This is a genomic window from Klebsiella sp. 2019SCSN059 (assembly GCF_021739525.1).
GTDB lineage: Bacteria > Pseudomonadota > Gammaproteobacteria > Enterobacterales > Enterobacteriaceae > Klebsiella > Klebsiella quasipneumoniae.
Genome location: NZ_JAKKOM010000003.1, coordinates 287712 through 314295, shown reverse-complemented (window position 1 = coordinate 314295; position 26584 = coordinate 287712). Strand labels below are relative to the sequence as shown.

Genomic DNA, 26584 nt, shown 5'->3' with positions numbered 1-26584 from the left:
ATCCAGTTAACGATTGGTTTAAATGATGTAAATAAGAGGTGAATCACAGATGTATAAGGTCGTTAAAAGCGGGGGAAGGGAGGGGCTAACAGAAATTAATATGTTTTCAAGAAGTTAAAAATCAGCCTGAGCGACACCGATACAATGCCTCACCACGAGCAGCAGGCTCCTGCGTAAAACAGTGCGGGCAGCATACGCCACGCAGGCCCACGTAGCGCCGCCGGACAGTTGTTGTCGCCCGGCTTAGCGCAGCGCAAGCCGGGAAAATGCTGAACCTAACGCGCCAGATTATCGTAGCCGCGCCAGCGATAGTTGAGCACCGACAGCGCCCAACAGGCGACAAACAGCCCGACCACCACAAACCCGGCGTCGCCGAGGTTGTCGTTTAACACCCCGACCCAGCGCCATATTCCGCCGCTGAGCGCAAACTTATCCATCAGCAGACCCAGCGCTTCCAGGCCGCCGATAAACAGCGCCACCACCACCGAAGTGCCGGTGATGGTCATGTTGTAGTAAAGCTTGCGCTGCGGCTTGCTGAACGCCCAGCCGTAGGCGCCGACCATCAGCACGTTATCGAGGGTGTCCACCAGCGCCATGCCGCTGGCGAACAGCGCCGGGAAGACCATAATCGACCAGACGGAAATCCCGCTCGACGCGCCGGCGGCGGAGATGCCCAGCACGCCGATTTCGGTGGCGGTATCAAACCCGAGGCCGAACAGGAAACCGACCAGGTACATCTGCCAGCTGCGGCTGACCAGACGAAAGGTTTTGCCAAACAGCCAGCTCATCACCCCGCCGCCGCTGACGATCTCGTCGCTCACCGGCTCACCGCGCTTCCACGCCCGAAAGCTGCGCCAGACGCTGCGCAATATCACCAGGTTGATAAAGGCCATCGCCAGCAGAAACAGCGCCGACACCGCGGTGCCGATGACGCTGCCGGTGTCGTGCAGCCAGCTCATCTGCGCGCTGAAGGCCGTGGCGGTCGCGGCAATCGCCGCCGAGGCCAGCACCACAATCGACGAGTGGCCCAGCGAGAACCAGGCCCCGACGGCGAAAGGCCGCCGCCCCTGCTGCATCATCTTGCGGGTGACGTTATCAATCGCCGCGATATGGTCGGCATCCACCGCGTGGCGCAGGCCGTAGCCCCAGGCCAGCAGGCTGGCGGCCATCAGCGCGCCGCTGTCGCCAAAAGCCTGCAGTGCCCAGCACCAGGCCAGTAAGTTCGCCGCGATCAACCCCAGCACCAGTCCCGCAGCGCGCGGCTGCTGGCGTAAAACTGTCATTATCATTGTTGTGTTCCTTGAGCCTGTCCGCGGGCGGCGGCGATCACTGCCTGACCATAGGCGATTGCGCCGTCGCCGGCCGGCAACTGCTGCGCAAACAGCAGAGTAAAATCCGCCAGATAAAAGGTCAATCGCGCCGCCAGCAGGCGGTTATGCAGCACTCCGCCGCTGCAGACCATCGTGTCGATGCCGCGGGCGATGGCGCAGTCGCGGGCCATCGCCGCCAGTCCGCTGGCCAGGGCATCATGGAATGCCCAGGCTTTTTGCGCCGGGGTCGCCTGCCAGCGCAGCCACTGTCGCCAGAAGGTGGCTAAGTCCAGCGCATTGCCGCGCCACGGCAGCGTGACCGGATGGCAGACGCCGGAGCAGCTGGCGGCCAGCGCCTCCAGCCGACAGGCCGCCTCGCCCTCATAGCTCAGGCTCTCCGGGGCGCAGTCCAGCGCGCAGGCGACGGCATCAAACAGCCGTCCGCAGGACGAGGCGCGTGGCGCGTTAATGCCGCGATCGATGGCCTGCGCCAGCAGCGGCCAGTTGCGCTGGCGCAGCGTACCGGTCTGCGGGTAATCCTGCCAGTCAGGGATAAAGGCCAGGCACTGAGCCAGCAGATTACGCCACGGCTGACGCGCCGCCAGGTCGCCGCCCGGCAGCGCGACGGCCGGCAGCCCGCCGAGATGTTCGCACTGGCGATAGTTAACCCGCAGGCACTCCCCGCCCCATAGCGCGCCGTTCTCCCCCATGCCGATTCCGTCGAGGATCAGGGCGATGACGTCTCCGCCGTCGAGCGGCCAGCGGTGCTCCGCCAGGCACGCCGCGGCGTGAGCATGGTGATGTAGCACTGTCTCTACCGGCAGCGGCTGAGTCGCCGCCCACTGCGTCGAGCGATAGCCGGGATGGGCGTCAACCACCACCCGCTGCGGCATAAAGGCGTAGATGTTCTGCATCAGCTGTAGCGCGCTGCGCCACTGCTGCTCGACGCCCTCCTCGCCAAGATCGCCAAAGTGCTGGCTGAGAACCGCTTCGCCCCCGCGCGCCAGGCAGAAGGTGTTTTTCATGTCCGCGCCCAGCGCCAGCAGCGGCGGAACCTTCTCCAGTCCCGGCGGCAGCGGCAGCGCATCCGGGACATAGCCCCGGGCGCGGCGCAGCATTTCTCCGCTTGAGCGCACCAGCGAATCATCCATCCGCTGCACGATGTCGCGGTTATGGAGCAAAAAGCCGTCGGCGATGTCGGCTAAGTCGTTGAGCGCCTGAGTATTACTTAACGCCGGCGGGCGGCCGCTAAGGTTGCCGGAGGTCATCACGATAGGGCGCGCCAGCGCCTGCAGAAGCAAATGCTGCAGCGGATTAGACGGCAGCATCACCCCAACTTCCGCAAGCCCTGGCGCAATCTCGTCGCACAGGCCGGAGACCTGCGCTTTGCTAATCAGTACGATGGGCGCCGCCGGGGAGCCCATCAGCGCCGCGGCGTCGGCAGGTAACCCCGCCGCAGAGGGCAGCATCACCGCCAGCGGTTTCGCCGGACGGTGTTTCCTCGCCCGCAGCGTGGCAACGGCAGCAGGGTTGCCGGCGTCGCAAGCCAGATGAAAGCCGCCGACGCCTTTTATCGCCACGATGTCGCCCGCCGCCAGCCGGGCGATAGCCGACTGCAGCGCCGCCTCGCCGTCCAGCGTTTCCCCTTGCGCCCGCCATTCCAGTCGCGGCCCGCAGTCGGGGCAGGCCACCGGCTGGGCGTGAAACCGGCGATCGGCAGGATCGCGGTATTCCGCCTCGCAGGGCGGGCAGAGCGGAAACGGCGCCATCGCGGTAAATGGCCGGTCGTAAGGCATCGCGCGAATAATGGTTAACCGCGGCCCGCAGTGGGTGCAGTTGATAAAGGGGTAGCGGTAGCGGCGCGCCCGGGGATCATTCATCTCCGCGAGGCACGCCGGGCAGGTCGCGGCATCAGGCACGATCTGGGTGCGCATCCGTCCCGCCCCGCTCTCGCGGATGGTGAAATCCTGCGGCGGAGCCGCCCAGCGATAAGGGGCGCAGTCGGCGCTGTCGATCCGCGCCAGCGGCGGGCAGTGGGCAGCGAGGGCGGCAGTAAAACCATCATCGCCCCCGGCCAGCCGCACCAGCACGCCGTCGCCGTCGTTACAGACATCGCCGCAGCGCGCCTGCCCCTGAGCCAGCTGCCAGACAAAGGGGCGGAACCCCACCCCCTGCACTTTACCGCGAATGCGGATTTGCACCCCGTTCATGCCTGAGCTTACCAGGCCAGCGCCGTGCGGCGACGTTTCTCCTGGTTCATCTGCTCCAGCTTGTTGCGGTCTACGCAGACCAGGGCGTGCGTCGGGCAGACCTCCATGCAGGCCGGGCCGCTGTCGCGGTGGAAGCAGAGATCGCACTTGTTGGCTTCGGCTTTTTCCGCCACGACGTTCAGTCCGGCGCCGCTATGGCGGATCACCGGCCGCACCACTACCTCCATCGCCCCGTACGGGCAGGCGACGACGCAGGTTTTGCAGCCGATGCAGCGCTCCTGCATCACATGAACAAAGCCTTTATCGCGGCTGATGGCGCCGTTCGGGCAGACGTTGGCGCACGGGGCGTCCTCACACTGACGGCAGGCGGTGGCCGTGGAGACATTGACCCCTTTGATGACGTGAATACGCGGCTGAAAGGTGTGCGGCGTCAGGGAGGCGCAGTCCTGATGTTCCTGATGGGAGACCACGCAGGCTACTTCGCAAGTGCGACAGCCGATGCATTTGCTCGCATCGGCAATAATGAAACGGTTCATCCATTTCTCCAGCAGTAAGAGGGTTAGGCGCCGGAGTATGCATAATACGTTCCAGTTTTTATCTTATTGATAATAAGTAAAATTTAATGGTTAGCGCGCTGTCATCGTCAGTAGTGACGATGACAGCTGACGACGTCAGGCGCAGGGACCTGACACCAGCGACTCACGCTCGATCAGCGCCCCGGGGAAACTCTGCTGAACATTGAATTCCCCGCCATCGAGCATAAATATCAGGCGATTAATGCTCTCTTTAATCATCTCCGTCACCGGCACCCGGACGCTGGCGAGCGACGGCACCATGTACGGCGCCAGCACAATATCGTCAAACCCCACCACCGAGACCTGCTCCGGCACCTTAACGCCCAGCTGGTGAAGCTGCTTCATCGCCCCGATGGCCATATCGTCATTGCTCGCCACCAGCGCGCTGTAGGTCACCCCGCGCTGACGCAGGCTCTCCACCGCCGCCGCGCCGGTTTCCGGCGTCCAGCGCCCTTCGGCGATGAGCGCCTCGTTGAGGGTAATGCCGTGGCCAGCCAGCGCGTCTTTATAGCCGGCAAGGCGCTCGACGCCGGTGGGCGAGTCAAGGGAGCCGGTAATAAAGGCGATATCGCGGTGACCCAGGGCAATCAGCCGCTCCACCACCCGCATCGCCGACGCTTTTTGATCGGACCAGACGCAATGGCTGGCGTGGCGGCGCAGCCGGCGGTTCAGCACCATGATCGGCTGCGAGTGGTTCTCAACGATCTCGTCCATCTCGTCGACGGTGAGAAAGCGCGGGTAGATGATGATCGCATCGCAGCGCAGATCCAGCAGATACTGGATCGCTTCCCGCTCCTCTTGCGCGCTGTGCTTGCCGTCGGCGAGGATCAGCTGCCGCCCTTTATCCTCCGTCATCCGCGCCACGTGGTACAACAGCTCGCTGAAATAGACGCCGTGGTAGAGGGTGTTGGTCACCACCAGGCCAAGGGTTTGCGTGGTTTTGGTCGCCAGGTTGCGCGCCAGCAGATTCGGTCGGTAGCCGCTCTCCGCCACCGCCTTAAATACCCGGTCTTTGGTCTCCTGGCTGACATAGCCGTTGCCCGACAGCACCCGCGACACGGTCGCCTTCGATACCCCCGCGCGCTTTGCGACCTCCAGCATCGTTGCCATGTAATTCTTCCTGTTGCAAAAGTTGCAGGCAGTGTACTGCACGTTTCTGGCTTTTACAGCATCCCCCGCTCTCCACCGCGATCCTGCTCGCCGCGACGCTTCGCGATCAAAATCACAAAAATGAGATCATCTTTTTTTATTTCTTGTGCAATCAAATGAAACTCACCATGATTTTGTGGAACCGGTTTCCTATAAAGCATGGTATCGCCCGACGATGCGGCGCGGTAACAGATCAGTACCCTATTGATAAACAGGATAAAATCCGATGTCGAAAAATTATGCAGCCCTGGCGCAACAGATAGTCGCGGCATTAGGCGGAGTCGATAACGTCGTCGCCGTGACCCACTGCATGACGCGTCTGCGCTTCGTGGTCAAAGACAACGAACAGGTCGATAGCCCTACCCTGAAAGGCCTGACCGGGGTGCTCGGCGTCGTGCGCAGCGATAACCAGTGCCAGGTGATCATCGGCAACACGGTCTCTCAGGCCTATCGCGAGGTGGTGAATCTGCTGCCTGGCGACCTGCGCCCGGTCGAGCCGCAGGGCAAAGCGCCGATCACCCTGAAACGCATCGGCGCCGGGATCCTCGACGCGCTGATCGGCACCATGTCGCCACTGATCCCGGCGATTATCGGCGGATCGATGGTCAAGCTGCTGGCGATGATCCTTGAGATGAGCGGCGTGTTGCCGAAAGGCTCGCCGACGCTGACCCTCCTGACGCTTATCGGCGACGGCGCGTTTTTCTTCCTGCCGCTGATGGTGGCCGCCTCCGCGGCGGTGAAATTCAAAACCAATATGTCGCTGGCCATCGCTATCGCCGGGGTGCTGGTACATCCCGGGTTTATCGAATTAATGGCCAAAGCCGCCCAGGGCGAACACGTCGAATTTGCCCTTATTCCGGTGACCGCGGTGAAATACACCTACACGGTGATCCCGGCGCTGGTGATGACCTGGTGCCTGTCGTATATCGAACGCTGGGTGGATCGCATTACCCCGGCGGTGACGAAAAACTTCCTTAAGCCGATGCTGATCGTGCTGATCGCCGCCCCGCTGGCGATCCTGCTGATTGGCCCGCTCGGCATCTGGATCGGCAGCGCCATTTCCGCGCTGGTCTATACGATCCACAGCTATCTCGGCTGGCTGTCGGTGGCGATCATGGGCGGGCTGTGGCCGCTGCTGGTGATGACCGGCATGCACCGGGTCTTTACGCCGACCATCATTCAGACCATCGCCGAAACCGGCAAAGAGGGCATGGTAATGCCGTCGGAGATCGGCGCCAACCTGTCGCTCGGCGGCTCGTCGCTGGCGGTGGCGTGGAAAACGAAAAACCCGGAATTGCGCCAGACGGCGCTGGCCGCCGCGGCATCGGCGATTCTGGCCGGTATTTCCGAACCGGCGCTGTACGGCGTGGCGGTGCGCCTGAAACGCCCGCTGATCGCCAGCTTAATCAGCGGCTTTATCTGCGGCGCGGTGGCGGGCATCGCCGGACTGGCCAGCCACTCGATGGCGGCGCCGGGGCTGTTCACCAGCGTGCAGTTTTTCGATCCAGCCAATCCAATGACCATCGTCTGGGTGTTTGGCGTGATGGCGCTGTCGGTAGTGCTGTCGTTTGCCCTGACGCTGATCCTCGGCTTTGAAGATATTCCCGTTGAACAGGCCGCCGCCGACGCCCGAGCGCGCCAGGCCCAGGCCCAGGCAACCCACGCCTGAACACACCATTAATAACGAGGTAACGCATGGCGAGTTTCCCACAGGGATTTTTATGGGGCGGCGCACTGGCCGCCAACCAGTCAGAAGGCGCATGGCGCGAAGGGGGGAAAGGGATGGCCACCGTGGATACCCTCCCCCACGGCGCCCACCGTCTGCCGGTAAAATTAGGCCTGGAGAAGCGCTTCACGCTTCGCGAAGACGAATTCTACCCCAGCCACGAGGCGATCGATTTCTACCACCGCTACAAGGAAGATATCGCCCTGATGGCGGAGATGGGGTTCAGCGTCTTTCGCACCTCCATCGCCTGGAGCCGCCTGTTCCCGCGCGGCGACGAGCAGCAGCCGAATCCGCAGGGCATAGCCTTCTATCGTTCGCTGTTCGAGGAGTGCAAAAAGCACGGTATCGAGCCGCTGGTGACGTTGTGCCATTTTGACGTGCCGATGCATCTGGTGATGGAGTACGGCTCCTGGCGCAACCGCAAAATGGTCGATTTCTTCAGCCACTACGCCCGCACCTGCTTTGAAGCTTTTGACGGTCTGGTGAAATACTGGCTCACCTTCAATGAAATCAACATTATGCTGCACAGCCCCTACTCCGGCGCCGGGCTGGTGTTTGAAGAGGGAGAAAATCAGGAGCAGGTGAAGTACCAGGCGGCGCATCACGAGCTGGTGGCCAGCGCGCTGGCGACAAAAATCGCCCACGAGATAAACCCGCAGAATCAGGTCGGCTGCATGCTGGCGGGCGGTAATTTCTACCCTTACTCCTGCAAGCCGGAAGATGTATGGATGGCGCTGGAGAAGGACCGCGAAAACCTGTTCTTTATTGACGTCCAGGCGCGCGGCGCTTACCCGGTATGGGCCGCGCGGGTATTCCGGGAAAAGGGGGTCACCATTGCGAAGCTGCCGGGCGATGATGAGATCCTCAAAAACACCGTCGATTTCGTCTCCTTTAGCTACTACGCCTCGCGCTGCGCCTCGGCGGAGATGAACGCCAGCAACACCAATGCCGCCAACATCGTCAAGTCGCTGAAGAACCCGCACATTCCGGCCAGCGAATGGGGCTGGGGCATCGACCCGCTGGGCCTGCGCATCACCATGAACATGATGTACGACCGCTATCAGAAACCGCTGTTCCTGGTGGAAAACGGGCTCGGCGCCCGGGACGAGATTGACGCCAGGGGGGAGATCAATGACGACTATCGCATCAGCTACCTGCGCGAGCACATCAAGGCGATGCGCGATGCCATCGGCGACGGTATTCCGGTGCTGGGCTACACCAGCTGGGGCTGCATCGATCTGGTTTCGGCGTCAACCGGCGAGATGAGCAAGCGCTACGGCTTTGTCTATGTCGATCGCGACGACGCCGGCAACGGCACGCTGGCGCGCAAGCGTAAAAAGTCGTTCTTCTGGTACCAGAAGGTGATAGCCAGCAACGGCGCCGACCTCGACTAAGCGCGTCTCCCGCGCTCGCCCGTCTCTCCGCGCTAACCGGGGGACGGGCGCTGCTTTCTGTTGCATCTATTACATGTTTTTTTCTCGAGCCTGATTCCAGTTTCTGGTTTGCCTCCCGTTCACAACAACTGGTATTTTATCCAGTATATTTTCAGGGGTATCTTCAGCAAGGAGCACATCATGAACGCACAGCACACCACCGCAGCCGGAGGGATCGCCAGGGCCATTCGCCAGTTAACCGTGGGATATGTCAGAAAACGCCATGAGAACCGCAAAACGCGGGAGACGCGGCGCTACACCCGCCATGCGGCGCTGAGCCTGAACGGCGACTGGCTGGAGCAGGCGGGATTCCCGGTCGGCACGCAGGTCAGAGTCTCGGTGTCGCCCGGTAAATTAGTAATAGAGAATCTTGAGCTGGCGCCGCCGGTAACGGGGCTCCCGGCCGGTCAGTCGCGCGCCGTCGGGGAGCCCTGAGCACCGCTGGGTTAATCGTCTGCGGCTTCCAGCCGGGCAAAGCCGCCGTGGCCCTGCCAGCCTGCCAGCTGCTGGTACACCCGGGCAACGGCGGCTTTCACCGGCTGGGTCATCGGATAATAAAAACCGACAATATCCGGCTGAATGCCGAGGAAGATCACTTCGCCGACGTCCTCTTTCAGCTGATCGACCAGATAGTTGAGCGGCATGTTATGGGTGGTCATCATAAACATCTCGGCGATGTCGTCGGGGTCGATGACGCGAATGTCGCCGGGGTTTAGGCCCATATCGGTGGCATCGACGATCAGCAGGCGTTCGGGGCGTAATTCGCGGATCGCCACGATGTCGTTTTCCGGCGCGCTGCCGCCGTCGATGACCACCCACTGGCCGGCCGGGTTCGCCGCGCACATCTCCGCCAGCAGCGGGCCGGCGCCGTCGTCGCCCATCATACTGTTGCCGACACAGAGTAAAACGTCAGTCACGTAATCTCCTCACCATCAGGTAGATGGCGCTTTCCTGGTGAATATCATGCAGCATGCTGAGCATTGTTTTGCTCCACGCCTGCTGCTGCGGGGTCTGCGCGGACTGCGCTTTATCAAAGGCGTTGGCCAGCATTGCCACATGGCTGCTGTCGATGACGATTTCGCCATACTTCGGCACCCCCTCCATTTTGCGCCGCGCGACGCTGCCGGCCTCGAGGGTGGCGATCCATGCCAGATACGCGTCCCACGGGCAGCTCAGCGCCGCCTCAAGACAGTCGATAACGCCGAGGTGGTGGCCAATCGCCAGGCTGTAATAGACCACCTGCTGCGCCTGATCCGGCGTGGCGTCGTTCTCATCAATAAATTTACGGCTCAGCTGACTGAACACCACCGTCTCGCTCATCGGATACGCGCCCCCTCGACCACCTGGTTGAGATGGGTGACGATCTCGGTCAGACGCGGATCTTTCTCCGCCTCCAGCCAGCGCAGCACCTGGCTGTCGCCCTGGCCGAGCAGACGCATATAGTCGTCGGCAATCTGCCGACCATAGCGATAGCCCGCCAGACGGCGCGCTTCGCGATCGATGCGCACCCGCAGGGGCTGCACCATATCGGCGTGCAGCAGCTCGGTCGGCTGTTCGTCAAGCTCGCCCGGCAGGCGGGCGTGAATTTTCTGCTCCAGCAGGCCGAGGGCCATGGCGAAGCCGTACAGGGTGGCGGCGGGCGTCGGCGGGCAGCCCGGGATATAGACATCGACCGGTACGATTTTATCGGTACCGCCCCAGACGCAGTACAGGTCGTGGAAGATGCCGCCGCTGTTGCCGCAGGCGCCGTAGGAGATGCAAATCTTTGGATCCGGCGCCGACTGCCAGGCGCGCAGCGCCGGGGAGCGCATGGCGCGGGTCACCGCCCCGGTAAACAGCAGGATATCGGCATGGCGCGGCGAAGGCACCACCTTAATCCCGAAGCGTTCCGCGTCGAACAGCGGTGAAAGGGTAGCGAAAATTTCGATTTCACAGCCGTTACAGCCGCCGCAGTCGACGCGATAAACGTAGGCGGAACGTTTGATTTTCTTCAGCAGCGAGGCCTTCATGCTGGCGATGGATTCATCCACCGTCATCGGCACCGGAATGCCGTTTTCATCGCGTGGGCCAAGTAAAGTGCTCATCAGCTGGCCTCCCTCATGTGGCGGGTCAGTTCAATACGATCGGACGGCACCAGGCATTTCTGGCGCTTGCATTCCGGGCAGGTTTCGAAGCTTTCGCGGTGCAGCTCGGCGCGGGTGTCGCCGTTATGCTTGAGCAGCGCGATGGCGTAGTCGATCTCCTTCTGCACCGCGAACGGCCGCTGGCACTCCCGGCAGTGGCAGATAGCGAAGCGCGACTGCTGGAGGAAATCCTCTTTCTTCCACACCGCCAGCTCATACTCCGGCGACAGCTTAATCGCCGCCGTCGGGCAGACCTCTTCACAGCGGCCGCAGAAGATGCAGCGCCCGAGGTTGAACTGCCACGCCAGCTGGTTTGTGGTCAGATCGGTCTCTACCGTCAGGGCGTTCGACGGGCAGGCGTTCACGCAGGCCGCGCAGCCGATACACTGCTGCGGGTTATGCTCCGGCTTGCCGCGGAAGTTTTTATCTACCGGCATCGGCTCCAGCGGATAGGCGTGCGTCGCGGTGCCGGTCTTGATGACTTTTTTGATAAAGGTAAACATGGCGATTCCTTATTTCAGCGGCGAGTTTTTACGCTCGATGCTATAGCGCTCCAGCTCTTTGTACGGCACCACTTTGCTCTTCTTCTTGCGGACATCGACCACGGTCATGCGGTCGGTACAGGAGTAGCACGGGTCAAGGCTGCCGATGATCAGCGGCGCATCGGAAACGGTATTGCCGCGCAGCATATAGCGCAGAGTCGGCCAGTTGGCGTAGGTCGCCGCCCGGCAGCGCCAGCGGTACAGCTTCTGGTTGTCGCCGGTCATGCTCCAGTGGATATCATCCCCGCGCGGCGCTTCTGAGAAGCCCAGCGCGAAGCGGTGCGGAATATAGGTGAAGCCCTCCACCATCAGCGGACCGCCCGGCAGGTTATCGAGACCGTAATCAATCATGTTCAGCGCGGTATAAACCTCGTTGATCCGCACCTTGAGGCGAGAGATCACGTCGCAGCCCTGCTCGCTGTGGACTTCCATCGGCAGCAGGCCGTAGCCGACGAACGGATGGTCGGCGCGGGTGTCGCGGGCGTGGCCGCTGGCGCGCACCATCGGGCCAACGTTGCTGAAGTCGCGGGCGATTTCCGGGTCCAGACGGCCAATGCCGACAGTACGCTGCTCCATGTTCGGGGTGCTGAGCAGCATATCTACCAGCTCCTGCACGTCACGACGCATCTGCTGCGCCAGCTGGCGGGTCTGGATCATGTCCTCTTTCAGCAGGTCGCGGCGGATCCCGCCGATCAGGTTCAGACCGTAGGTTTTCCGCGCGCCGGTGAGGATCTCGGCCATCTTCATCGAGGTTTCGCGCACGCGGAAGAACTGCATAAAGCCGGAGTCGAAGCCGGTGAAGTGGCAGGCCAGACCGAGGTTCAGGAGGTGCGAGTGCAGGCGCTCCACCTCCAGCAGAATGGCGCGGATCATCTGCGCCCGCTCCGGCACCACGATGCCCATCGCATTCTCCACCGAGGTGGTATAAGCGGTGCTGTGGGCGAAGCCGCAGATGCCGCACACCCGGTCCGACAGGAAGGTGACTTCGTTATAACCCATGCGGGTTTCCGCCAGCTTCTCCATCCCGCGATGGACATAGAACAGACGGTAATCGGCATCGATAATGTTCTCGCCGTCAACGAACAGGCGGAAGTGGCCGGGCTCATCGGAAGTGACGTGCAGCGGGCCGATCGGCACCACGTTGTTTTTCTTGCTGCCCAGCTCGTTGATGAACTCGTAGGTTTCGGCGTCGGTGGTCGGCGCCGGACGCTGGCGATAGTCCATGCTGTCTTTACGCAGCGGATAGAGTTCGTCCGGCCAGTCGTCCGGCAGCACCAGACGGCGTTCGTCCGGCAGGCCAACCGGCACGAGGCCGTACATATCGCGCACTTCGCGCTCCCCCCACACCGCCGCCGGCACGCGCGGCGTCACCGATGGGTATTCCGGTTTGTTGGCATCCACTTCCACACGCACGGTGATCCAGCATTTGGTGCCCTGCTCCATCGACAGCACGTAATAGACCGCGTAGTGGCCGTTCAGCTTACGTTCATCGTTACCGAACAGCACCGACAGCCAGCCGCCCTGCTGGTAGTAGAGAAACTCCACGACTTCCGGCAGGTAATTGACCTTCACGGTGATGGTTAACTGATCTTTGGTCTGCCAGGCTTCGTCCAGCACCACGCCCGGAAAGGCCTGGTGCAGCGCCGCAAGATAGTGTTGACCGATTTTTTCTTCAGACATGCTCAAACTCTCTTAATCACGCCACCAGCAAGGAGACGAAAGCTAAAAAGGCGAAACCAAACCCGGCCCAGGTGACGCGGGAGGTGGCACAGAAGCGCAGACGCGCCATGCTGTTTTCAAACAGCGCGATGATCAACACCCCAACCACCAGCTTGACGACGGCCACCACCAGCGCCAGCAGCAGGCCGCCGACGCTGAAGCTGGTCATCTGGCCCCACGGGAAAAAGACCCCGACAAACATCTGCAGCACCACCAGCTGTTTGAGGCTGATGCCCCACTTCAGAATGCCAAAGCCGCTGCCGCTGTACTCGGAAAGCGGCCCCTCCTGCAGCTCCTGCTCCGCTTCCGCCAGATCGAACGGCAATTTGCCCATCTCGATAAAGGTGGCGAAGGCGCAGGCGCACAGCGCCAGAATCAGTGGAATGCTGCGCGCTGCCGGCCAGTGATAAAGGGTGTCGGTGATACTGCTGATATGGGTGGAGCCCGCCACCTGCGCGGCGACCCACAGGCCCAGCAGCAGGATCGGCTCCACCAGCACGCCGAGCATCGCTTCGCGGCTGCTGCCCAGCGCGGTAAACGGGCTGCCGGTGTCCAGACCGGAAATCGCGAAGAAGAAACGGGCGATGGCGAACAGGTAGATCAGGGTGATGAGATCCCCAAGCACCGGCAGCGGAGAGTCCACCGTCACCACCGGCAAGGCGGTGGCGATGGTCAGCATCACGCCCACCATGACGTACGGCGTCAGGCGGAACACCCAGCCCGAGGCGTCGGGACCGACGCTCTGGCGGCCCAGCAATTTCAGGATATCCCGATACTCCTGCAGCACGCCCGGTCCGCGGCGGTTATGCAGCCGCGCGCGGGCGACGCGGACGATCCCGGATAACAGCGGCGCGACGGCAAACAGCGCCAGCGCCTGTAGCAATGCAATTAACAGACTCATTCTCAGGCTCCTCGGGAAATGACAATCACCACCAGCACCGCCAGCTCAACCAGCGCCATTCCGCGCAGCAGCGCCGGCGCCGAGGCCGATTGCCAGCCCGGCACCAGACGCACCGGGTTCAGCCAGTGACGCAGCTTCAGCAGCGGCGCAAAGGCCTCTTTCACCGGCATGGCGAAACCGTGGGCGGTGACCACCATCGACTGTTCGTGATCGTAGCCGCAGACCCAGGCCGCGCCGCGCGAGCGCGCCGCCAGGCGATCGCCTTTAAAGAAGATCATCAGCAGGAACGGCAGCAGCGGGCAGGCGATAAGCAGCAGCGCGATCATCGGCTGCGACACCACGCTCGACACCTGGGCCTGCAGCGGGAAGGCGCCGCTCACCAGCGGCAGCAGCCACGGCGCGGCAATGCCGCCAACGAGGCAGAAGACCGCCGCCATGACCACGCTCAGGGTCATCAGCCAGGGGGCGCAGGTGGCGTTTTCCGCCTCTTTGCTCCGCGGCGCGCCGAGGAAGGTGACACCATAGACTTTGGCCATACACATCACCGCCAGCGCGCCGGTGATCGCCAGGCCCACCGCCAGCAGCGGCCCCAGCAGACGGCCAATAAACAGGTCGCTGGTGCTCATTTTGAAGAAGGACTGGTAGATGACCCACTCGCCGGCGAAGCCGTTCAGCGGCGGCAAGGCCGCCATCGCCATCAGCCCCACCAGCATGGCGAGGGAGATCAGCGGCATTTTTTTACCGATGCCGCCCAGCTTCTCGATATCGCGATGGCCGGTGCGGAACCACACCGCCCCGGCGCCGAGGAACAGCGTAGTTTTGAACAGGCTGTGGTTAATCAGGTGATACATGCCGCCGATGAAGCCCAGCACCATCAGCGTGCTGTTGCGGGTGGCTACGCCGGTGACGAAGGCGCCCAGCCCCAGCAGGATGATGCCGATATTCTCCAGGGTGTGATAGGCCAGCAGGCGCTGAATGTTATGCTCCATCAACGCATACAGCCCGCCGATGAAGGCGGTGATCATCCCCAGCACCAGCAGCATCACGCCCCACCACAGCGGCGGCACGCCGCCGGCCAGCGAAACGGTTAACATGCCGTACAGACCGACCTTCATGACCACAGAGGAAAACAGCGCGGCGGCCGGCGCACTGGCCCCGGCGTGAGCCTGCGGCGCCCAGCCGTGCAGCGGGATCGCCCCCGCCAGCAGGGCGAATCCCGCCAGCCCCGGCAGCCACAGCAGCGGGTTCTGCATCATATCCACCGCCTGGAGATTGATCTGCGCCAGCTCGAGGGTGCCGTAGGTCGACCACACCAGCCAGCAGGTCCATGCCATCAACAGCGTGCCGAGACGACCCAGCGCAAACCACAGCTTACCGGAGGCGGCGCAGCCGGTGAGAAACGCCGCGCAGAGCGCCATGATCTCCGCCATCACCACCAGCGAACCGATGTTGGTCACCACCACCGCGCAGGTGGCGGCGGCCAGCAGCAGGTTGACCAGCAGGCCGTTGGCCTTCACCTGCGGGTGGCGATGCCAGCTAATGTTAAACAGCGACACCGGCAGCGCCGACAGGCCGATGGCCAGCAGCCACAGGGCATTGACGCCGCCCACCCGCATTGTCAGATGGAGAAACTGCAGCATGCCGCCGTGGATCCGATCCGGCATCAGCAGCGCGGCGCCGCCGGCAACCACCAGCATGGCGCTGGCCACCGCGCCGCCGATCCCGGCAATGGCGCCGCTGAGCGGTTTACGCATGGCAAACACAAAGGCCAGCACGGCGCTGGCGGCGTACCACGTCACCGCCTGATTGACTAATCCAATTACACTCATTCCCTCTCCCCCTGTTGCGCCTGGAACAACGACAAGTCGCCAAGGTCGGTATTAAAGGTCAGCTGGCGTTTACGCTTGCTGGCCTGGGCGATATCACGGCTATCCACCAGCATCAGCGCTTTGGTCGGACAGGTCCGCACGCAGGCCGGGCCCTGGTCATCGAAATGGCAGAGGTCGCATTTCACGGCAATGGCGCGCACGCCCGGCACCCAGTCGAGCAGCGAGCTGACGCGGGCCGGCGCCGGCGGCGCGGGGGGCGCCAGCCGGGTATTGGCATTGGCCGGAATATCCAGCGGACGGCTGCCGGAAAATTCGATCGCGCCAAACGGGCAGGCGATGCCGCACAGTTTGCAGCTTACGCACAGGCTCTCGTTGAGCTGGACGGCGCCATCGACGCGCTGGATGGCGTTTACCGGGCAGACAGCGGCGCAGGGGGCGTCTTCGCAGTGGTGGCACATCTGCGGTGCCGATTCTTTTTCATTACGCATCACCTGCAGCCGCGGCATAGCCTGCAGGCCGTGCTGGCGATGCGTCTCAGAGCAGGCGGCTTCGCAGGTGCGGCAGCCGATACAGACAGTGGAGTCAGCAATTACAAAACGGTTCACCGGGTCATCCTCGGGTGAAAGTCACTTTTGACGAAATCAGGTTGCGCAGGTGTCATTTTCGACACGTGTCGACACCTTGCGATCAGTGGGTCAGGGCCAGATGGCTTAAGTCCACCGGTTGGTCTTGCTCCATGGCGTCGTACAGACGGTCATAGACGGTGGCGATAATCGCCAGATAATGCTCCAGCACCTGGTCGCGGGAGCGGTTGCTGATCCGCCCGTCCACCGTGCCATCCGCGGCGAGCGTGGCCTGAGCAATCAGATACTTATCACCGCCGCCTTTGTTTTCGACGTAGTATTCGATGGTGTGGCTGTTGAAGCCTTCCGCCAGGGCGACGAACACCTGAAAATGGCCGAACAGCACGAAGCACAGCTCTTTGTCCGGCGCGCAGCTCATCGCGTGATGCAGGCGGGCTTTCGACAGGGTGATCCCCTGAACCAGCGAGTTACAGTAGATATGCCACTGCTCCTGCTGCTGCCGGTGACGGTCGGCGATGTAATCCGCCTTTTCACTTATTTCCCAAATAGTCATATCGGTTTCTCCGTAGCATGAGATGCACCGTCTAAGCATTTTCCGTGCCACATTTTATTTATTTGATTTAATTATGTTTTTATATTTATTCCCTGCCGACACGACATGTCGATGACAGCCCCGGCGCGTCGTCATCGACATTTCCTGCCGCCACGAGTCCTTTCTGGCACCGTTATTGCATAAAAGGCGCATCGCGATACGGAGGCGACTATGCACGAAATCACCCTCAGCCAGCGGGCGCTGGAAATTATTGAACAACAGGCGCAGCAGGCCGGCGCGCGGCGGGTGACCGGCGTGTGGCTTAAGGTGGGAGCATTTTCCTGCGTGGAAGCCAGCGCCCTGACCTTCTGCTTTGAGCTGGTCTGCCGCGGCACGCTGGCGGAGGGGTGCGAACTGCATATCGCCGAACAACAGGCTGAATGCTGGTGCGAACGCTGTCAGCAGTACGTCCATCTTGTCTCGCAGCACGTCCGCCGCTGCCCGCACTGCAATAACGACCAGCTACAGATCGTGGCGGATGACGGCTTACAGATTCAGCGTTTAGAATTGGAGTAAATTATGTGTACAACATGCGGCTGTGGAGAAGGCAACCTCTATATTGAAGGAGACGAACGAAACCCGCATTCCGCGTTCCGCAGCGCCCCCTTCGCGCCCGCCCCACGCCAGACGATGACCATCACCGGCGTAAAAACCGACCACTTCGCCCCCACCCGCACGACAGAGGGCGATCTGCATTACGGCCATGGCGAAGCGGGGACTCACGCCCCGGGCCAGAGCCAGCGGCGCATGCTGGAAGTGGAAATCGACGTGCTGGATAAAAACAACCGTCTGGCGGCGCGCAACCGCGCGCGCTTTGCGGCGAAGCAGCAGCTGGTGCTGAATCTGGTTTCCAGCCCCGGCTCCGGCAAAACCACCCTGCTCACCGAAACCCTCACCCGGCTGAAAGGGCGTGCCGACTGCGCGGTGATTGAAGGCGACCAGCAAACGGTCAATGACGCCGCCCGCATTCGCGCCACCGGCACCCCGGCGATTCAGGTCAACACCGGGAAAGGCTGCCATCTCGACGCCCAGATGATCGCCGACGCCGCCCCGCGCCTGCCGCTGGCTGACCACGGCATTCTGTTTATTGAAAACGTCGGCAACCTGGTCTGCCCGGCGAGCTTTGATCTCGGCGAACGCCATAAGGTGGCGGTGCTGTCGGTCACGGAAGGCGAAGACAAGCCGCTGAAGTATCCGCATATGTTCGCCGCCGCCAGCCTGATGCTGCTCAACAAGGTCGACCTGCTGCCGTATCTCAATTTCGACGTCGAGAAGTGCCTGGCCTGCGCCCGCGAGGTCAATCCGCATATTGACATTATCCTCCTCTCCGCCACCAGCGGCGAAGGCATGGATCAGTGGCTCACCTGGCTGGAGACGCAGCGATGTGCATAGGCATTCCGGGACAAATTTGCGCCATCGACGGCGTGCTGGCGAAGGTGGAAGTCTGCGGCATTCAGCGCGACGTCGACCTGACGCTGGTGGGCGCCGTTGACGAGCAGGGCCAGCCGCGTCTCGGCCAGTGGGTGCTGGTGCACGTCGGCTTCGCCATGAGCGTGATTAATGAAGCCGAAGCCCGCGACACTCTCGAAGCGCTGCAAAATATGTTTGACGTAGAGCCGGACGTCGGCGCCCTGCTGTACGGCGAGGAGCGATAATGCGTTACGTTGACGAATACCGCGCCCCTGAGCAGGTCATGCAGTTGGTGGCCCATCTTCAGCAGCGTGCCCATCTGCTGCCGCACACCGCCGCGCGACCGCTGCGCATCATGGAGGTCTGCGGCGGTCATACCCATGCCATTTTTAAGTTCGGTCTCGACCAGCTGTTGCCGGAGAATATCGAATTTATTCATGGACCCGGCTGCCCGGTGTGCGTCCTGCCGATGGGGCGCATCGACGCCTGCATTGAGATTGCCAGTCGTCCGGGGGTTATCTTCTGTACCTTCGGCGACGCCATGCGCGTTCCGGGCAAAAACGGCTCACTGCTGCAGGCGAAAGCCCGCGGCGCCGATGTCCGCATCGTTTATTCGCCGATGGACGCCCTGCGGCTGGCGCAGCAAAACCCGCAGCGTGAGGTGGTCTTTTTCGGTCTCGGTTTCGAAACCACCATGCCCGCCACCGCCCTCACCCTGCGTCAGGCGCGGGAGCGCAACGTCGATAACTTTTTCTTTTTCTGCCAGCACATCACCCTGCTGCCGACCCTGCGCAGTCTGCTGGATCAGCCGGACAACGGTATCGACGCCTTTCTCGCCCCCGGCCACGTCAGTATGGTGATCGGCACCGAAGCCTACGGCTTTATCGCCAGCGACTATCATCGCCCGTTAGTGGTCGCCGGTTTCGAACCTCTTGATCTACTGCAAGGCGCGGTGATGCTGGTTGAGCAGACAATAGCGCAGCGTAGCGAGGTGGAAAATCAGTACCGCCGCGTAGTGCCGGATGCCGGCAACCCGCTGGCGCAGGCGGCGATGGCCGACGTGTTTCGCCTTGATGGCGACAGCGAATGGCGCGGTCTGGGGGTCATCAGCGACTCCGGCGTGCACCTCACGCCGGCCTATCAGCGCTTCGATGCCGAGGCCCATTTCCGCCCGGCGCCGCAGCGCGTGTGCGACGACCCGCGCGCCCGCTGCGGCGAGGTGTTGACCGGCCGCTGTAAACCGCACCAGTGCCCGCTCTTCGCCAGCACCTGCAATCCGCAAAGCGCCTTTGGCGCGCTGATGGTCTCCTCGGAAGGGGCCTGCGCCGCCTGGTATCAATATCGCAGTCAGGAATATGAAGCATGAAAAGCGTCCAGTTAGCCCACGGTAGCGGCGGTCAGGCAATGCAGCAGCTGATCGGCGACCTGTTTATGCAGGCTTTCGCCAACCCCTGGCTGGCGGAGCAGGAAGATCAGGCGCGTCTCGATCTGGCGGCGCTTGCCGCCCAGGGGGATCGTCTCGCCTTCTCCACCGACAGCTATGTGATTGACCCGCTGTTCTTTCCCGGCGGCAATATCGGCAAGCTGGCCGTCTGCGGTACCGCCAACGATGTGGCGGTCAGCGGCGCCATCCCCCGCTATCTTTCCTGCGGGTTTATTCTCGAAGAGGGGCTGGAGATGGCTACCCTGGAAGCGGTGGTCGCCAGCATGGCCGATACCGCCCGGGCGGCAGGGATCGCCATCGTTACCGGCGACACCAAAGTGGTGCCGCGCGGCGCGGCGGATAAGCTGTTTATTAACACCGCCGGCATCGGCGCCATCCCGGCAGACGTTCGCTGGGGGACGCAGCAGATCAGCGCCGGCGATGTGCTGCTGGTCAGCGGCACGCTGGGGGATCATGGCGCCACCATCCTTAATCTGCGCGAGCAGATGGGGCTCGACGGCGCGCTGTCCAGCGACTGCGCGGTGCTGACGCCGCTGATCCAAACCCTGCGGCCGCTGCGCGGCGTCAAAGCCCTGCGCGACGCCACCCGCGGCGGCGTCAACGCCGTCGCCCATGAGTTCGCCGCCGCCAGCGGCTGCGGCATTGAACTGCACGAGGCGAAGCTGCCGGTCAACGACACCGTGCGCGGAGTCTGCGAGCTGCTCGGGCTGGACGCCCTGAACTTCGCCAATGAAGGCAAGCTGGTGATCGCCGTCGCCCGCGAAGAAGCGGAAAACGTGCTGGCGCATATACGGTCTCACGCCCTGGGACGCGAGGCGGCGATAATCGGCGAGGTGGTCGCCCGCCCGGGCGTGCGTTCCGTCGGGCTGTACGGCGTGAAGCGGACGCTCGATCTTCCCCACGCCGAGCCGCTGCCGAGAATTTGTTAACCACGGCGTCGGGTCCCGGATAGCGGCTGGCGCCTTATCCAGGCTACAACACGGCGCGCACATGTAGCCCGGCTAAGCGCAGCGCGAGCCGGGAAAAGCCAGCATGATTGTCCCGCCCAAACCAGCGGGCGCCCACGGATGGGTTAAAGCGGCAATAACCGCTTTATTAACATACTATTATTTGTACCTTCATTTTCTTATGCGCCGCGTTGCCGGCGCGTTTTGGATGTAAGCCATGTCGTATACACCGATGAGCGATCTCGGCCAGCAGGGTCTGTTTGATATCACCCGGCTTTTATTACAGCAGCCCGATCTGGCTGCGCTGAGCGAAACCCTGACCCGCCTGGTGCAACAGTCCGCACTGGCCGACGAAGCGGCCATTATCCTGTGGAACGCAGGCAACCACCGCGCGGCCAGATACGCCTGCGATGAGGCAGGCCAACCGGTGAGCTACGAAGATGAAACCGTGCTCGCCCACGGACCGGTGCGCCGCTTACTCTCCCGGCCGGATGCTCTGCATTGCGATCATGAGACCTTTGCCGACACCTGGCCGCAGCTTATCCGCAGCGGGATCTATCGCCCGTTCGGGTACTACTCGCTGCTGCCGCTGGCGGCCGACGGGCGGATCTTCGGCGGTTGCGAATTTCTGCGCCGTGACAACCGGCCATGGAGCGAGAAAGAGTTCCAGCGGCTGCATACCTTCGCGCAGATCGTCGCCGTCGTCAGCGAGCAGATTCAGAACCGGGTCAGCAATAACGTCGATTACGATCTGCTGTGCCACGAGCGCGACAACTTCCGCATCCTGGTGGCGATCACCAACGCGGTCCTCTCACGTCTGGATATCGACGAGCTGGTCAGCGAGGTGGCGAAAGAGATCCATCGCTACTTCCGGATCGACGCCATCAGCGTGGTGCTGCGCAGCAACCGCAAAGGGAAGCTCAACATCTATTCCACACACTATCTCGATGCCAGCCATCCGGTTCACGACCAGAGCGAGGTAGATGAAGCGGGCACCCTCACCGAGCGCGTGTTCAAAAGCAAAGAGATGCTGCTGCTTAATCTGCACGAGCATGACACCCTCGCGCCGTACGAGAAAATGCTCTTCGAAATGTGGGGCAACAAGATCCAGACCCTGTGCCTGCTGCCGCTGATGTCCGGCAACACCCTCCTCGGGGTGCTGAAGCTGGCGCAATGCGACGAACAGGTGTTTACCACCACCAATCTCAAGCTGCTGCGGCAGATCGCCGAGCGGGTGTCGATCGCTATCGATAACGCCCTCGCCTACCGTGAAATTCAGCGCCTGAAAGAGCGACTGGTGGATGAGAACCTCGCCCTCACCGAGCAGCTCAACAATGTCGAGAGCGAATTCGGGGAGATCATCGGCCGTAGCGAGGCGATGAACAATGTGCTCAAGCAGGTCGAGATGGTGGCCCACAGCGACAGCACCGTGCTGATCCTCGGCGAAACCGGCACCGGCAAAGAGCTTATCGCCCGCGCCATTCATAACCTCAGCGGACGAAACAGTCGGCGGATGGTGAAGATGAACTGCGCCGCGATGCCCGCCGGTCTGCTGGAGAGCGATCTGTTCGGCCACGAACGCGGAGCGTTCACCGGGGCCAGCGCCCAGCGTATCGGCCGCTTCGAACTGGCGGACAAAAGCTCCCTGTTCCTTGATGAAGTGGGCGATATGCCGCTGGAGCTGCAGCCCAAGCTGCTGCGCGTTCTCCAGGAGCAGGAGTTCGAGCGCCTGGGGAGCAACAAGCTGATCCAGACCGACGTCCGACTGATCGCCGCCACCAACCGCGATCTCAAGCAGATGGTTATCGACAGGGAATTTCGCAGCGACCTCTACTACCGGCTCAACGTGTTCCCGATCCACCTGCCGCCGCTGCGCGAGCGTCCCGACGATATCCCGCTGCTGGTGAAGGCCTTTACCTTCAAAATCGCCCGCCGCATGGGACGCAATATCGACAGCATTCCGGCGGAGACCCTGCGTACCCTGACGCGCATGGAGTGGCCGGGCAACGTGCGCGAGCTGGAAAACGTCATCGAACGGGCGGTGCTGCTGACCCGCGGCAACGTGCTGCAGCTCTCCCTGCCGGAGCGGGATATCGTCGAGCCTCCGCGGTCGCCAGAGGTCCTGCCTGAGGAAGGCGAAGATGAATATCAGCTGATCGTCCGGGTGCTAAAGGAGAGCAACGGCGTGGTGGCCGGGCCGAAGGGCGCCGCCCAGCGGCTGGGGCTGAAGCGCACCACGCTCCTGTCGCGCATGAAGCGGCTGGGCATTAATAAAGACGAGCTGGTGTAGCCTCGCCTGCTATTTATTTATCATCGCAGGTGTTGCTGGCCGGGCAAGGCGTCGCCGCCACCCAGCACACACGCAGCACTTCCCCCCGAAGACGCCCGGCTTGCGAGCCGGTAAACCGAATACCGCATGTCACCCGGGTCAGCACAATGCAGCCCGGGTTAATTTAAATCCCCGTGACAAAATCGTTCTCGCTCTAATCATTTCCCACGCATGCAAATAAGAATTATTTTCATTTGTAAATAGCTTGTGCTATATAACATAGCAATGGCTATAAACGCTGGGAAATTAACCACATCATTGCGAGGGATCCTATGCTGCACCTGACACCGCTGAAATCATTGCTGCTGGCCAGCGCGCTGGCCCTGCTGGCCGCGGCGCCGGCCTCGGCGCAGGAGAAATTCAGGGTTATCACCACCTTCACGGTTATCGCCGATATGGCGCAGAACGTGGCCGGCGATGCCGCCGTCGTCAGCTCCATCACCAAACCGGGCGCGGAGATCCACGACTACCAGCCTACCCCCGGCGATATCAAACGCGCGCAGGGGGCGCAGCTGATCCTCAGCAACGGTCTCAATCTCGAACGGTGGTTTGCCCGCTTTTATCAGCACCTGCAGGGCGTCCCGGAGGTGGTGGTCAGCGAGGGGATCCAGCCGATGGGCATCAGCGCAGGCCCCTATAGCGGGAAGCCCAATCCCCATGCCTGGATGTCGGCAGATAACGCCCTGATCTATGTCGATAATATTCGCGATGCGCTGGTGAAATACGATCCGCCTCACGCCGACACCTATCGCCGCAACGCCGAGGCCTATAAAGAGAAGATCCGCCAGACGATGGCGCCGCTGCAGGCCAGACTGGCGCAGCTGCCGACGGATAAGCGCTGGCTGGTCACCAGCGAGGGAGCCTTCTCCTATCTGGCCCGCGACTATGGCCTGCGCGAACTGTATCTGTGGCCGATTAACGCCGACCAGCAGGGCACTCCGCAACAGGTGCGCAAGGTTATCGACACCATGAAGAAAGAACAGATCCCGACCATCTTCAGCGAAAGCACCATCTCCGATAAACCGGCGCGTCAGGTGGCGCGCGAAGCCGGCGCCCACTACGGCGGCGTGCTGTATGTCGATTCGCTGAGCGCCGCCGACGGCCCGGTGCCGACCTGGCTCGACCTGCTGCGCGTCACCACCGAAACCATCGTCAACGGTATCCAGGACGGGATGAGGAAACAGCCATGAATACTGCGCAAGCGGGTCTGTATGTCGACCAGCTCACCGTCACCTGGCGCAACGGCCACACCGCCCTGCGCGACGCCTCGTTCAGCGTACCGCGCGGCTCTATTGCCGCGCTGGTGGGGGTTAACGGCTCGGGTAAATCCACACTGTTTAAAGCGCTGATGGGCTTTGTGCGCGTCGGTCACGGCGAGATCGCCATCCTCGGTCAGCCGGTCAACCGCGCGCTGCGCCAGAACCTGGTCGCCTATGTCCCGCAGTCGGAAGAGGTGGACTGGTCCTTCCCGGTGCTGGTGGAGGATGTGGTGATGATGGGCCGCTACGGCCATATGGGCTGGCTGCGGCGGGCAAAGCCGCGCGATCGCGAGATTGTCGATGCCGCGCTGGCCCGCGTGGGCATGAGCGAGTACCGCCATCGGCAAATTGGCGAGCTCTCCGGCGGGCAGAAAAAGCGCGTCTTCCTTGCCCGCGCCATCGCTCAGCAGGGCCAGGTGATCCTGCTGGATGAGCCTTTTACCGGCGTCGATGTGCAGACCGAAGCGCGGATCATCAGCCTGCTGCGCGAGCTCCGCGATGAGGGCTGTACCATGCTGGTCTCCACCCATAATCTCGGGTCCGTAAGTGAATTTTGCGATTACACGGTGATGGTAAAAGGCACCGTGCTGGCCAGCGGCCCGACAGAAACCACCTTCACCGCCGAGAATCTGGAGCGGGCTTTCAGCGGCGTACTGCGCCACGTCGCGCTCACCGGTGCGGAAGCGCAGATTATCACCGATGACGAGCGGCCGTTTATCAGCCGGCGCGCGGCGGGAGGCCCACGATGAGCTGGCTGCTGGAGCCGTTTGGCTATCACTATATGCTCAATGCGATGTGGGTGGCGGCGCTGGTGGGCGGCGTCTGCGCCTTTCTCTCCTGCTACCTGATGCTGAAGGGCTGGTCGCTGATTGGCGACGCCCTTTCCCACTCGATTGTGCCCGGCGTCGCCGGGGCCTATATGCTCGGCCTGCCGTTTGCCCTCGGCGCGTTTCTCTCCGGCGGCCTGGCGGCGGGCAGTATGCTGTTTTTGCAGCAGCGGTCGCGGCTGAAAGAGGATGCAATTATCGGCCTGATCTTCTCCTCCTTCTTCGGGATCGGGCTGTTTATGGTGTCGCTGAACCCGACGTCGGTGAATATCCAGACCATTATCCTCGGCAATATTCTGGCTATCGCCCCGGAGGATATTATCCAGCTGGCGGCGATCGGCTTTATCTCGATGGCGATCCTGCTGTTGAAGTGGAAAGATCTGATGGTGACCTTCTTCGATGAGCACCACGCCCGCTCGATTGGTCTGAACACCCGCGGCCTGAAGCTGCTGTTCTTTACCCTGCTGGCGGCCTGCACCGTAGCGGCGCTGCAGACCGTCGGCGCCTTTCTGGTTATCTGCCTGGTGGTCACCCCCGGCGCCACCGCCTGGCTGTTAACCGACCGCTTCCCGCGCCTGCTGGCCATCGCCGTCGCCATCGGCAGCCTGACCAGCTTCTTCGGCGCCTGGCTCAGTTACTACCTCGACGGCGCCACCGGCGGCATTATCGTGGTGGCGCAAACGCTGCTGTTCCTCATCACCTTTATCTTCGCGCCGAAGCATGGCCTGCTGGCCAACCGCCGCCGCGCCGGGGAGGCAGCATGCTGAATCTGATCCTGGCCCCGTTCCAGTTTCCTTTTATGGTCAACGCGATAACAGTATCGATGGTCGTTGCCGTGCCCTGCGCGCTGCTGTCGGTCTTTCTGGTGCTCAAAGGCTGGGCGCTGATGGGCGACGCCATGAGCCACGCGGTCTTTCCCGGCGTGGTGCTGGCCTACATTATCGGCATCCCCTTCGCCATCGGCGCGTTTATCGCCGGGCTGCTCTGCGCCGTGACGACCGGTTTTCTCGACGACAACAGCCGCCTCAAACGCGATACCATCATGGGAATCGTCTTCTCCGGCATGTTTGGCGCCGGGCTGGTGCTGTACGTAGCGATCCAGTCCGACGTCCATCTCGACCATATTCTGTTCGGCGACATGCTCGGGATCTCCCTCAGCGATATTGGACAAACGGCGGCTATCGCGCTGATGATTGCGCTGATTATCGGGCTGAAATGGCGGGATTTTTTGCTGCACGCCTTCGATCCGACGCAGGCCAAAGCCAGCGGCCTGCGCGGCGGACTGCTGCATTACGGCATGCTGTGCATGATCGCCCTGACCATCGTCGCGACGCTGCAGTCGGTAGGGATTATTCTGTCGATTTCGCTGCTGATTGCCCCAGGGGCGATCGCGCTCCTGCTGGTACGGCGCTTTATCCACGCCCTGCTGCTGGCGGTGGCGGTAGCGGTCTGCTGCTCGGCGGGAGGAGTGTGGCTGGCGTTTTATCTCGATAGCGCGCCGGCGCCGACTATCGTGGTGCTGTTCAGCGCGCTGTTTGTGGTCGCCTTTGTGACAAGCACGATCCGGGATAGTCAGAAACAGAAGGCTTCATCACCCATCCCCGGTGGCGGCTAACGCCTTACCGGGGCTGCGCTTGTCCCCCGGCTGCGCGCAGCCCAGGCCGGGGAAAGGCCG

At 62.3% G+C, this 26584-nt stretch carries 27 protein-coding genes; 13 read left to right on the top strand and 14 right to left on the bottom strand.

Annotation, left to right across the window (positions count from 1 at the left end; genetic code table 11):
• Positions 1-275: 275 nt before the first annotated feature.
• The 5 genes from L2I46_RS06105 to L2I46_RS06085 all read right to left on the bottom strand — a co-directional run bounded on the left by L2I46_RS06105 (position 276) and on the right by L2I46_RS06085 (position 5405).
• Complete coding sequence (locus L2I46_RS06105) at positions 276-1289, bottom strand: HoxN/HupN/NixA family nickel/cobalt transporter (protein WP_048298103.1); 1014 nt, start codon at positions 1287-1289, stop codon at positions 276-278.
• Entirely contained in the window at positions 1286-3520 is a 2235-nt protein-coding gene (gene hypF / locus L2I46_RS06100; RefSeq protein WP_117136205.1) for a carbamoyltransferase HypF, read from the bottom strand. Before hypF ends, L2I46_RS06105 begins: the two co-directional genes overlap by 4 nt.
• Positions 3521-3528: 8 nt before the next feature.
• Positions 3529-4056 (bottom strand): electron transport protein HydN, encoded by a 528-nt coding sequence (gene hydN / locus L2I46_RS06095; RefSeq protein WP_004205658.1) that lies wholly within the window; start codon positions 4054-4056, stop codon positions 3529-3531.
• Positions 4057-4191: 135 nt separating this feature from the next.
• Positions 4192-5205 carry a LacI family DNA-binding transcriptional regulator gene (locus L2I46_RS06090; RefSeq protein WP_023290787.1) on the bottom strand — a complete coding sequence of 338 codons (1014 nt, stop codon included), beginning with the start codon at positions 5203-5205 and terminating at the stop codon, positions 4192-4194.
• Positions 5206-5258: 53 nt separating this feature from the next.
• Positions 5259-5405 carry a hypothetical protein gene (locus L2I46_RS06085; protein WP_158238858.1) on the bottom strand — a complete coding sequence of 49 codons (147 nt, stop codon included), beginning with the start codon at positions 5403-5405 and terminating at the stop codon, positions 5259-5261.
• Positions 5406-5470: 65 nt separating this feature from the next.
• Between L2I46_RS06085 and ascF the strand changes: the two genes are divergently transcribed.
• The 3 genes from ascF to L2I46_RS06070 all read left to right on the top strand — a co-directional run bounded on the left by ascF (position 5471) and on the right by L2I46_RS06070 (position 8838).
• Entirely contained in the window at positions 5471-6913 is a 1443-nt protein-coding gene (ascF, locus tag L2I46_RS06080; protein ID WP_236947618.1) for a PTS cellobiose/arbutin/salicin transporter subunit IIBC, read from the top strand.
• A 26-nt stretch (positions 6914-6939) separates the two neighbouring features.
• Complete coding sequence (locus tag L2I46_RS06075) at positions 6940-8364, top strand: 6-phospho-beta-glucosidase (RefSeq protein ID WP_048298106.1); 1425 nt, start codon at positions 6940-6942, stop codon at positions 8362-8364.
• Positions 8365-8544: 180 nt separating this feature from the next.
• A complete protein-coding gene (locus L2I46_RS06070) occupies positions 8545-8838 on the top strand; it encodes a SymE family type I addiction module toxin (protein ID WP_023290790.1) in 294 nt (97 codons plus the stop codon).
• An 11-nt stretch (positions 8839-8849) separates the two neighbouring features.
• Here L2I46_RS06070 and hycI read toward each other — a convergent pair whose 3' ends face one another.
• The 9 genes from hycI to hycA all read right to left on the bottom strand — a co-directional run bounded on the left by hycI (position 8850) and on the right by hycA (position 16654).
• The gene (hycI, locus tag L2I46_RS06065; RefSeq protein ID WP_023290791.1) at positions 8850-9320 is read right to left on the bottom strand and encodes a hydrogenase maturation peptidase HycI; all 471 of its coding nucleotides are present in this window, start codon (positions 9318-9320) and stop codon (positions 8850-8852) included.
• Complete coding sequence (locus L2I46_RS06060) at positions 9313-9723, bottom strand: formate hydrogenlyase maturation HycH family protein (protein WP_023290792.1); 411 nt, start codon at positions 9721-9723, stop codon at positions 9313-9315. Before L2I46_RS06060 ends, hycI begins: the two co-directional genes overlap by 8 nt.
• Positions 9720-10487: an NADH-quinone oxidoreductase subunit B family protein gene (locus L2I46_RS06055; protein WP_002914891.1), complete on the bottom strand. Its 768-nt coding sequence runs from the start codon at positions 10485-10487 to the stop codon at positions 9720-9722. The genes L2I46_RS06060 and L2I46_RS06055 overlap by 4 nt, the downstream gene beginning before the upstream one ends.
• A complete protein-coding gene (locus L2I46_RS06050; protein ID WP_101881233.1) occupies positions 10487-11029 on the bottom strand; it encodes a formate hydrogenlyase complex iron-sulfur subunit in 543 nt (180 codons plus the stop codon). Before L2I46_RS06050 ends, L2I46_RS06055 begins: the two co-directional genes overlap by 1 nt.
• Before the next feature lie 9 nt (positions 11030-11038).
• Entirely contained in the window at positions 11039-12748 is a 1710-nt protein-coding gene (gene hycE / locus L2I46_RS06045; RefSeq protein ID WP_004205649.1) for a formate hydrogenlyase subunit HycE, read from the bottom strand.
• Positions 12749-12764: 16 nt separating this feature from the next.
• Entirely contained in the window at positions 12765-13688 is a 924-nt protein-coding gene (locus tag L2I46_RS06040) for a respiratory chain complex I subunit 1 family protein (RefSeq protein ID WP_023290794.1), read from the bottom strand.
• 2 nt (positions 13689-13690) lie between these two features.
• Positions 13691-15517 (bottom strand): formate hydrogenlyase subunit 3, encoded by a 1827-nt coding sequence (gene hycC / locus L2I46_RS06035; protein WP_060591932.1) that lies wholly within the window; start codon positions 15515-15517, stop codon positions 13691-13693.
• On the bottom strand, positions 15514-16122 hold the full coding sequence (locus L2I46_RS06030; RefSeq protein WP_023290796.1) for a 4Fe-4S dicluster domain-containing protein: 609 nt from the start codon (positions 16120-16122) through the stop codon (positions 15514-15516). Before L2I46_RS06030 ends, hycC begins: the two co-directional genes overlap by 4 nt.
• 82 nt (positions 16123-16204) lie before the next feature.
• Positions 16205-16654, bottom strand: a complete 450-nt coding sequence (gene hycA, locus L2I46_RS06025; RefSeq protein WP_004205645.1) for a formate hydrogenlyase regulator HycA — start codon at positions 16652-16654, stop codon at positions 16205-16207.
• A gap of 210 nt (positions 16655-16864) precedes the next feature.
• On the opposite strand from hycA, the gene hypA reads away from it, so the two are divergent.
• From hypA to L2I46_RS05975, 10 genes are all read left to right on the top strand, one after another.
• A complete protein-coding gene (gene hypA / locus L2I46_RS06020) occupies positions 16865-17209 on the top strand; it encodes a hydrogenase maturation nickel metallochaperone HypA (protein ID WP_004205644.1) in 345 nt (114 codons plus the stop codon).
• A 3-nt stretch (positions 17210-17212) separates the two neighbouring features.
• Entirely contained in the window at positions 17213-18085 is an 873-nt protein-coding gene (gene hypB / locus L2I46_RS06015) for a hydrogenase nickel incorporation protein HypB (RefSeq protein ID WP_023290798.1), read from the top strand.
• Complete coding sequence (locus L2I46_RS06010) at positions 18076-18348, top strand: HypC/HybG/HupF family hydrogenase formation chaperone (RefSeq protein ID WP_002914934.1); 273 nt, start codon at positions 18076-18078, stop codon at positions 18346-18348. Before hypB ends, L2I46_RS06010 begins: the two co-directional genes overlap by 10 nt.
• Positions 18348-19469, top strand: a complete 1122-nt coding sequence (hypD, locus tag L2I46_RS06005; protein WP_023290799.1) for a hydrogenase formation protein HypD — start codon at positions 18348-18350, stop codon at positions 19467-19469. Before L2I46_RS06010 ends, hypD begins: the two co-directional genes overlap by 1 nt.
• Positions 19466-20476: a hydrogenase expression/formation protein HypE gene (gene hypE / locus L2I46_RS06000; protein ID WP_048335100.1), complete on the top strand. Its 1011-nt coding sequence runs from the start codon at positions 19466-19468 to the stop codon at positions 20474-20476. The genes hypD and hypE overlap by 4 nt, the downstream gene beginning before the upstream one ends.
• Positions 20477-20711: 235 nt before the next feature.
• Entirely contained in the window at positions 20712-22784 is a 2073-nt protein-coding gene (flhA, locus tag L2I46_RS05995) for a formate hydrogenlyase transcriptional activator FlhA (protein WP_023290801.1), read from the top strand.
• Positions 22785-23095: 311 nt separating this feature from the next.
• Positions 23096-24013 (top strand): metal ABC transporter substrate-binding protein, encoded by a 918-nt coding sequence (locus L2I46_RS05990; protein WP_117136210.1) that lies wholly within the window; start codon positions 23096-23098, stop codon positions 24011-24013.
• Positions 24010-24831, top strand: a complete 822-nt coding sequence (locus tag L2I46_RS05985; protein WP_044524512.1) for a manganese/iron ABC transporter ATP-binding protein — start codon at positions 24010-24012, stop codon at positions 24829-24831. The genes L2I46_RS05990 and L2I46_RS05985 overlap by 4 nt, the downstream gene beginning before the upstream one ends.
• The gene (gene sitC, locus L2I46_RS05980) at positions 24828-25676 is read left to right on the top strand and encodes an iron/manganese ABC transporter permease subunit SitC (protein ID WP_023290804.1); all 849 of its coding nucleotides are present in this window, start codon (positions 24828-24830) and stop codon (positions 25674-25676) included. The genes L2I46_RS05985 and sitC overlap by 4 nt, the downstream gene beginning before the upstream one ends.
• Entirely contained in the window at positions 25670-26524 is an 855-nt protein-coding gene (locus L2I46_RS05975; RefSeq protein WP_032453886.1) for a metal ABC transporter permease, read from the top strand. The genes sitC and L2I46_RS05975 overlap by 7 nt, the downstream gene beginning before the upstream one ends.
• Positions 26525-26584 lie beyond the last annotated feature (60 nt).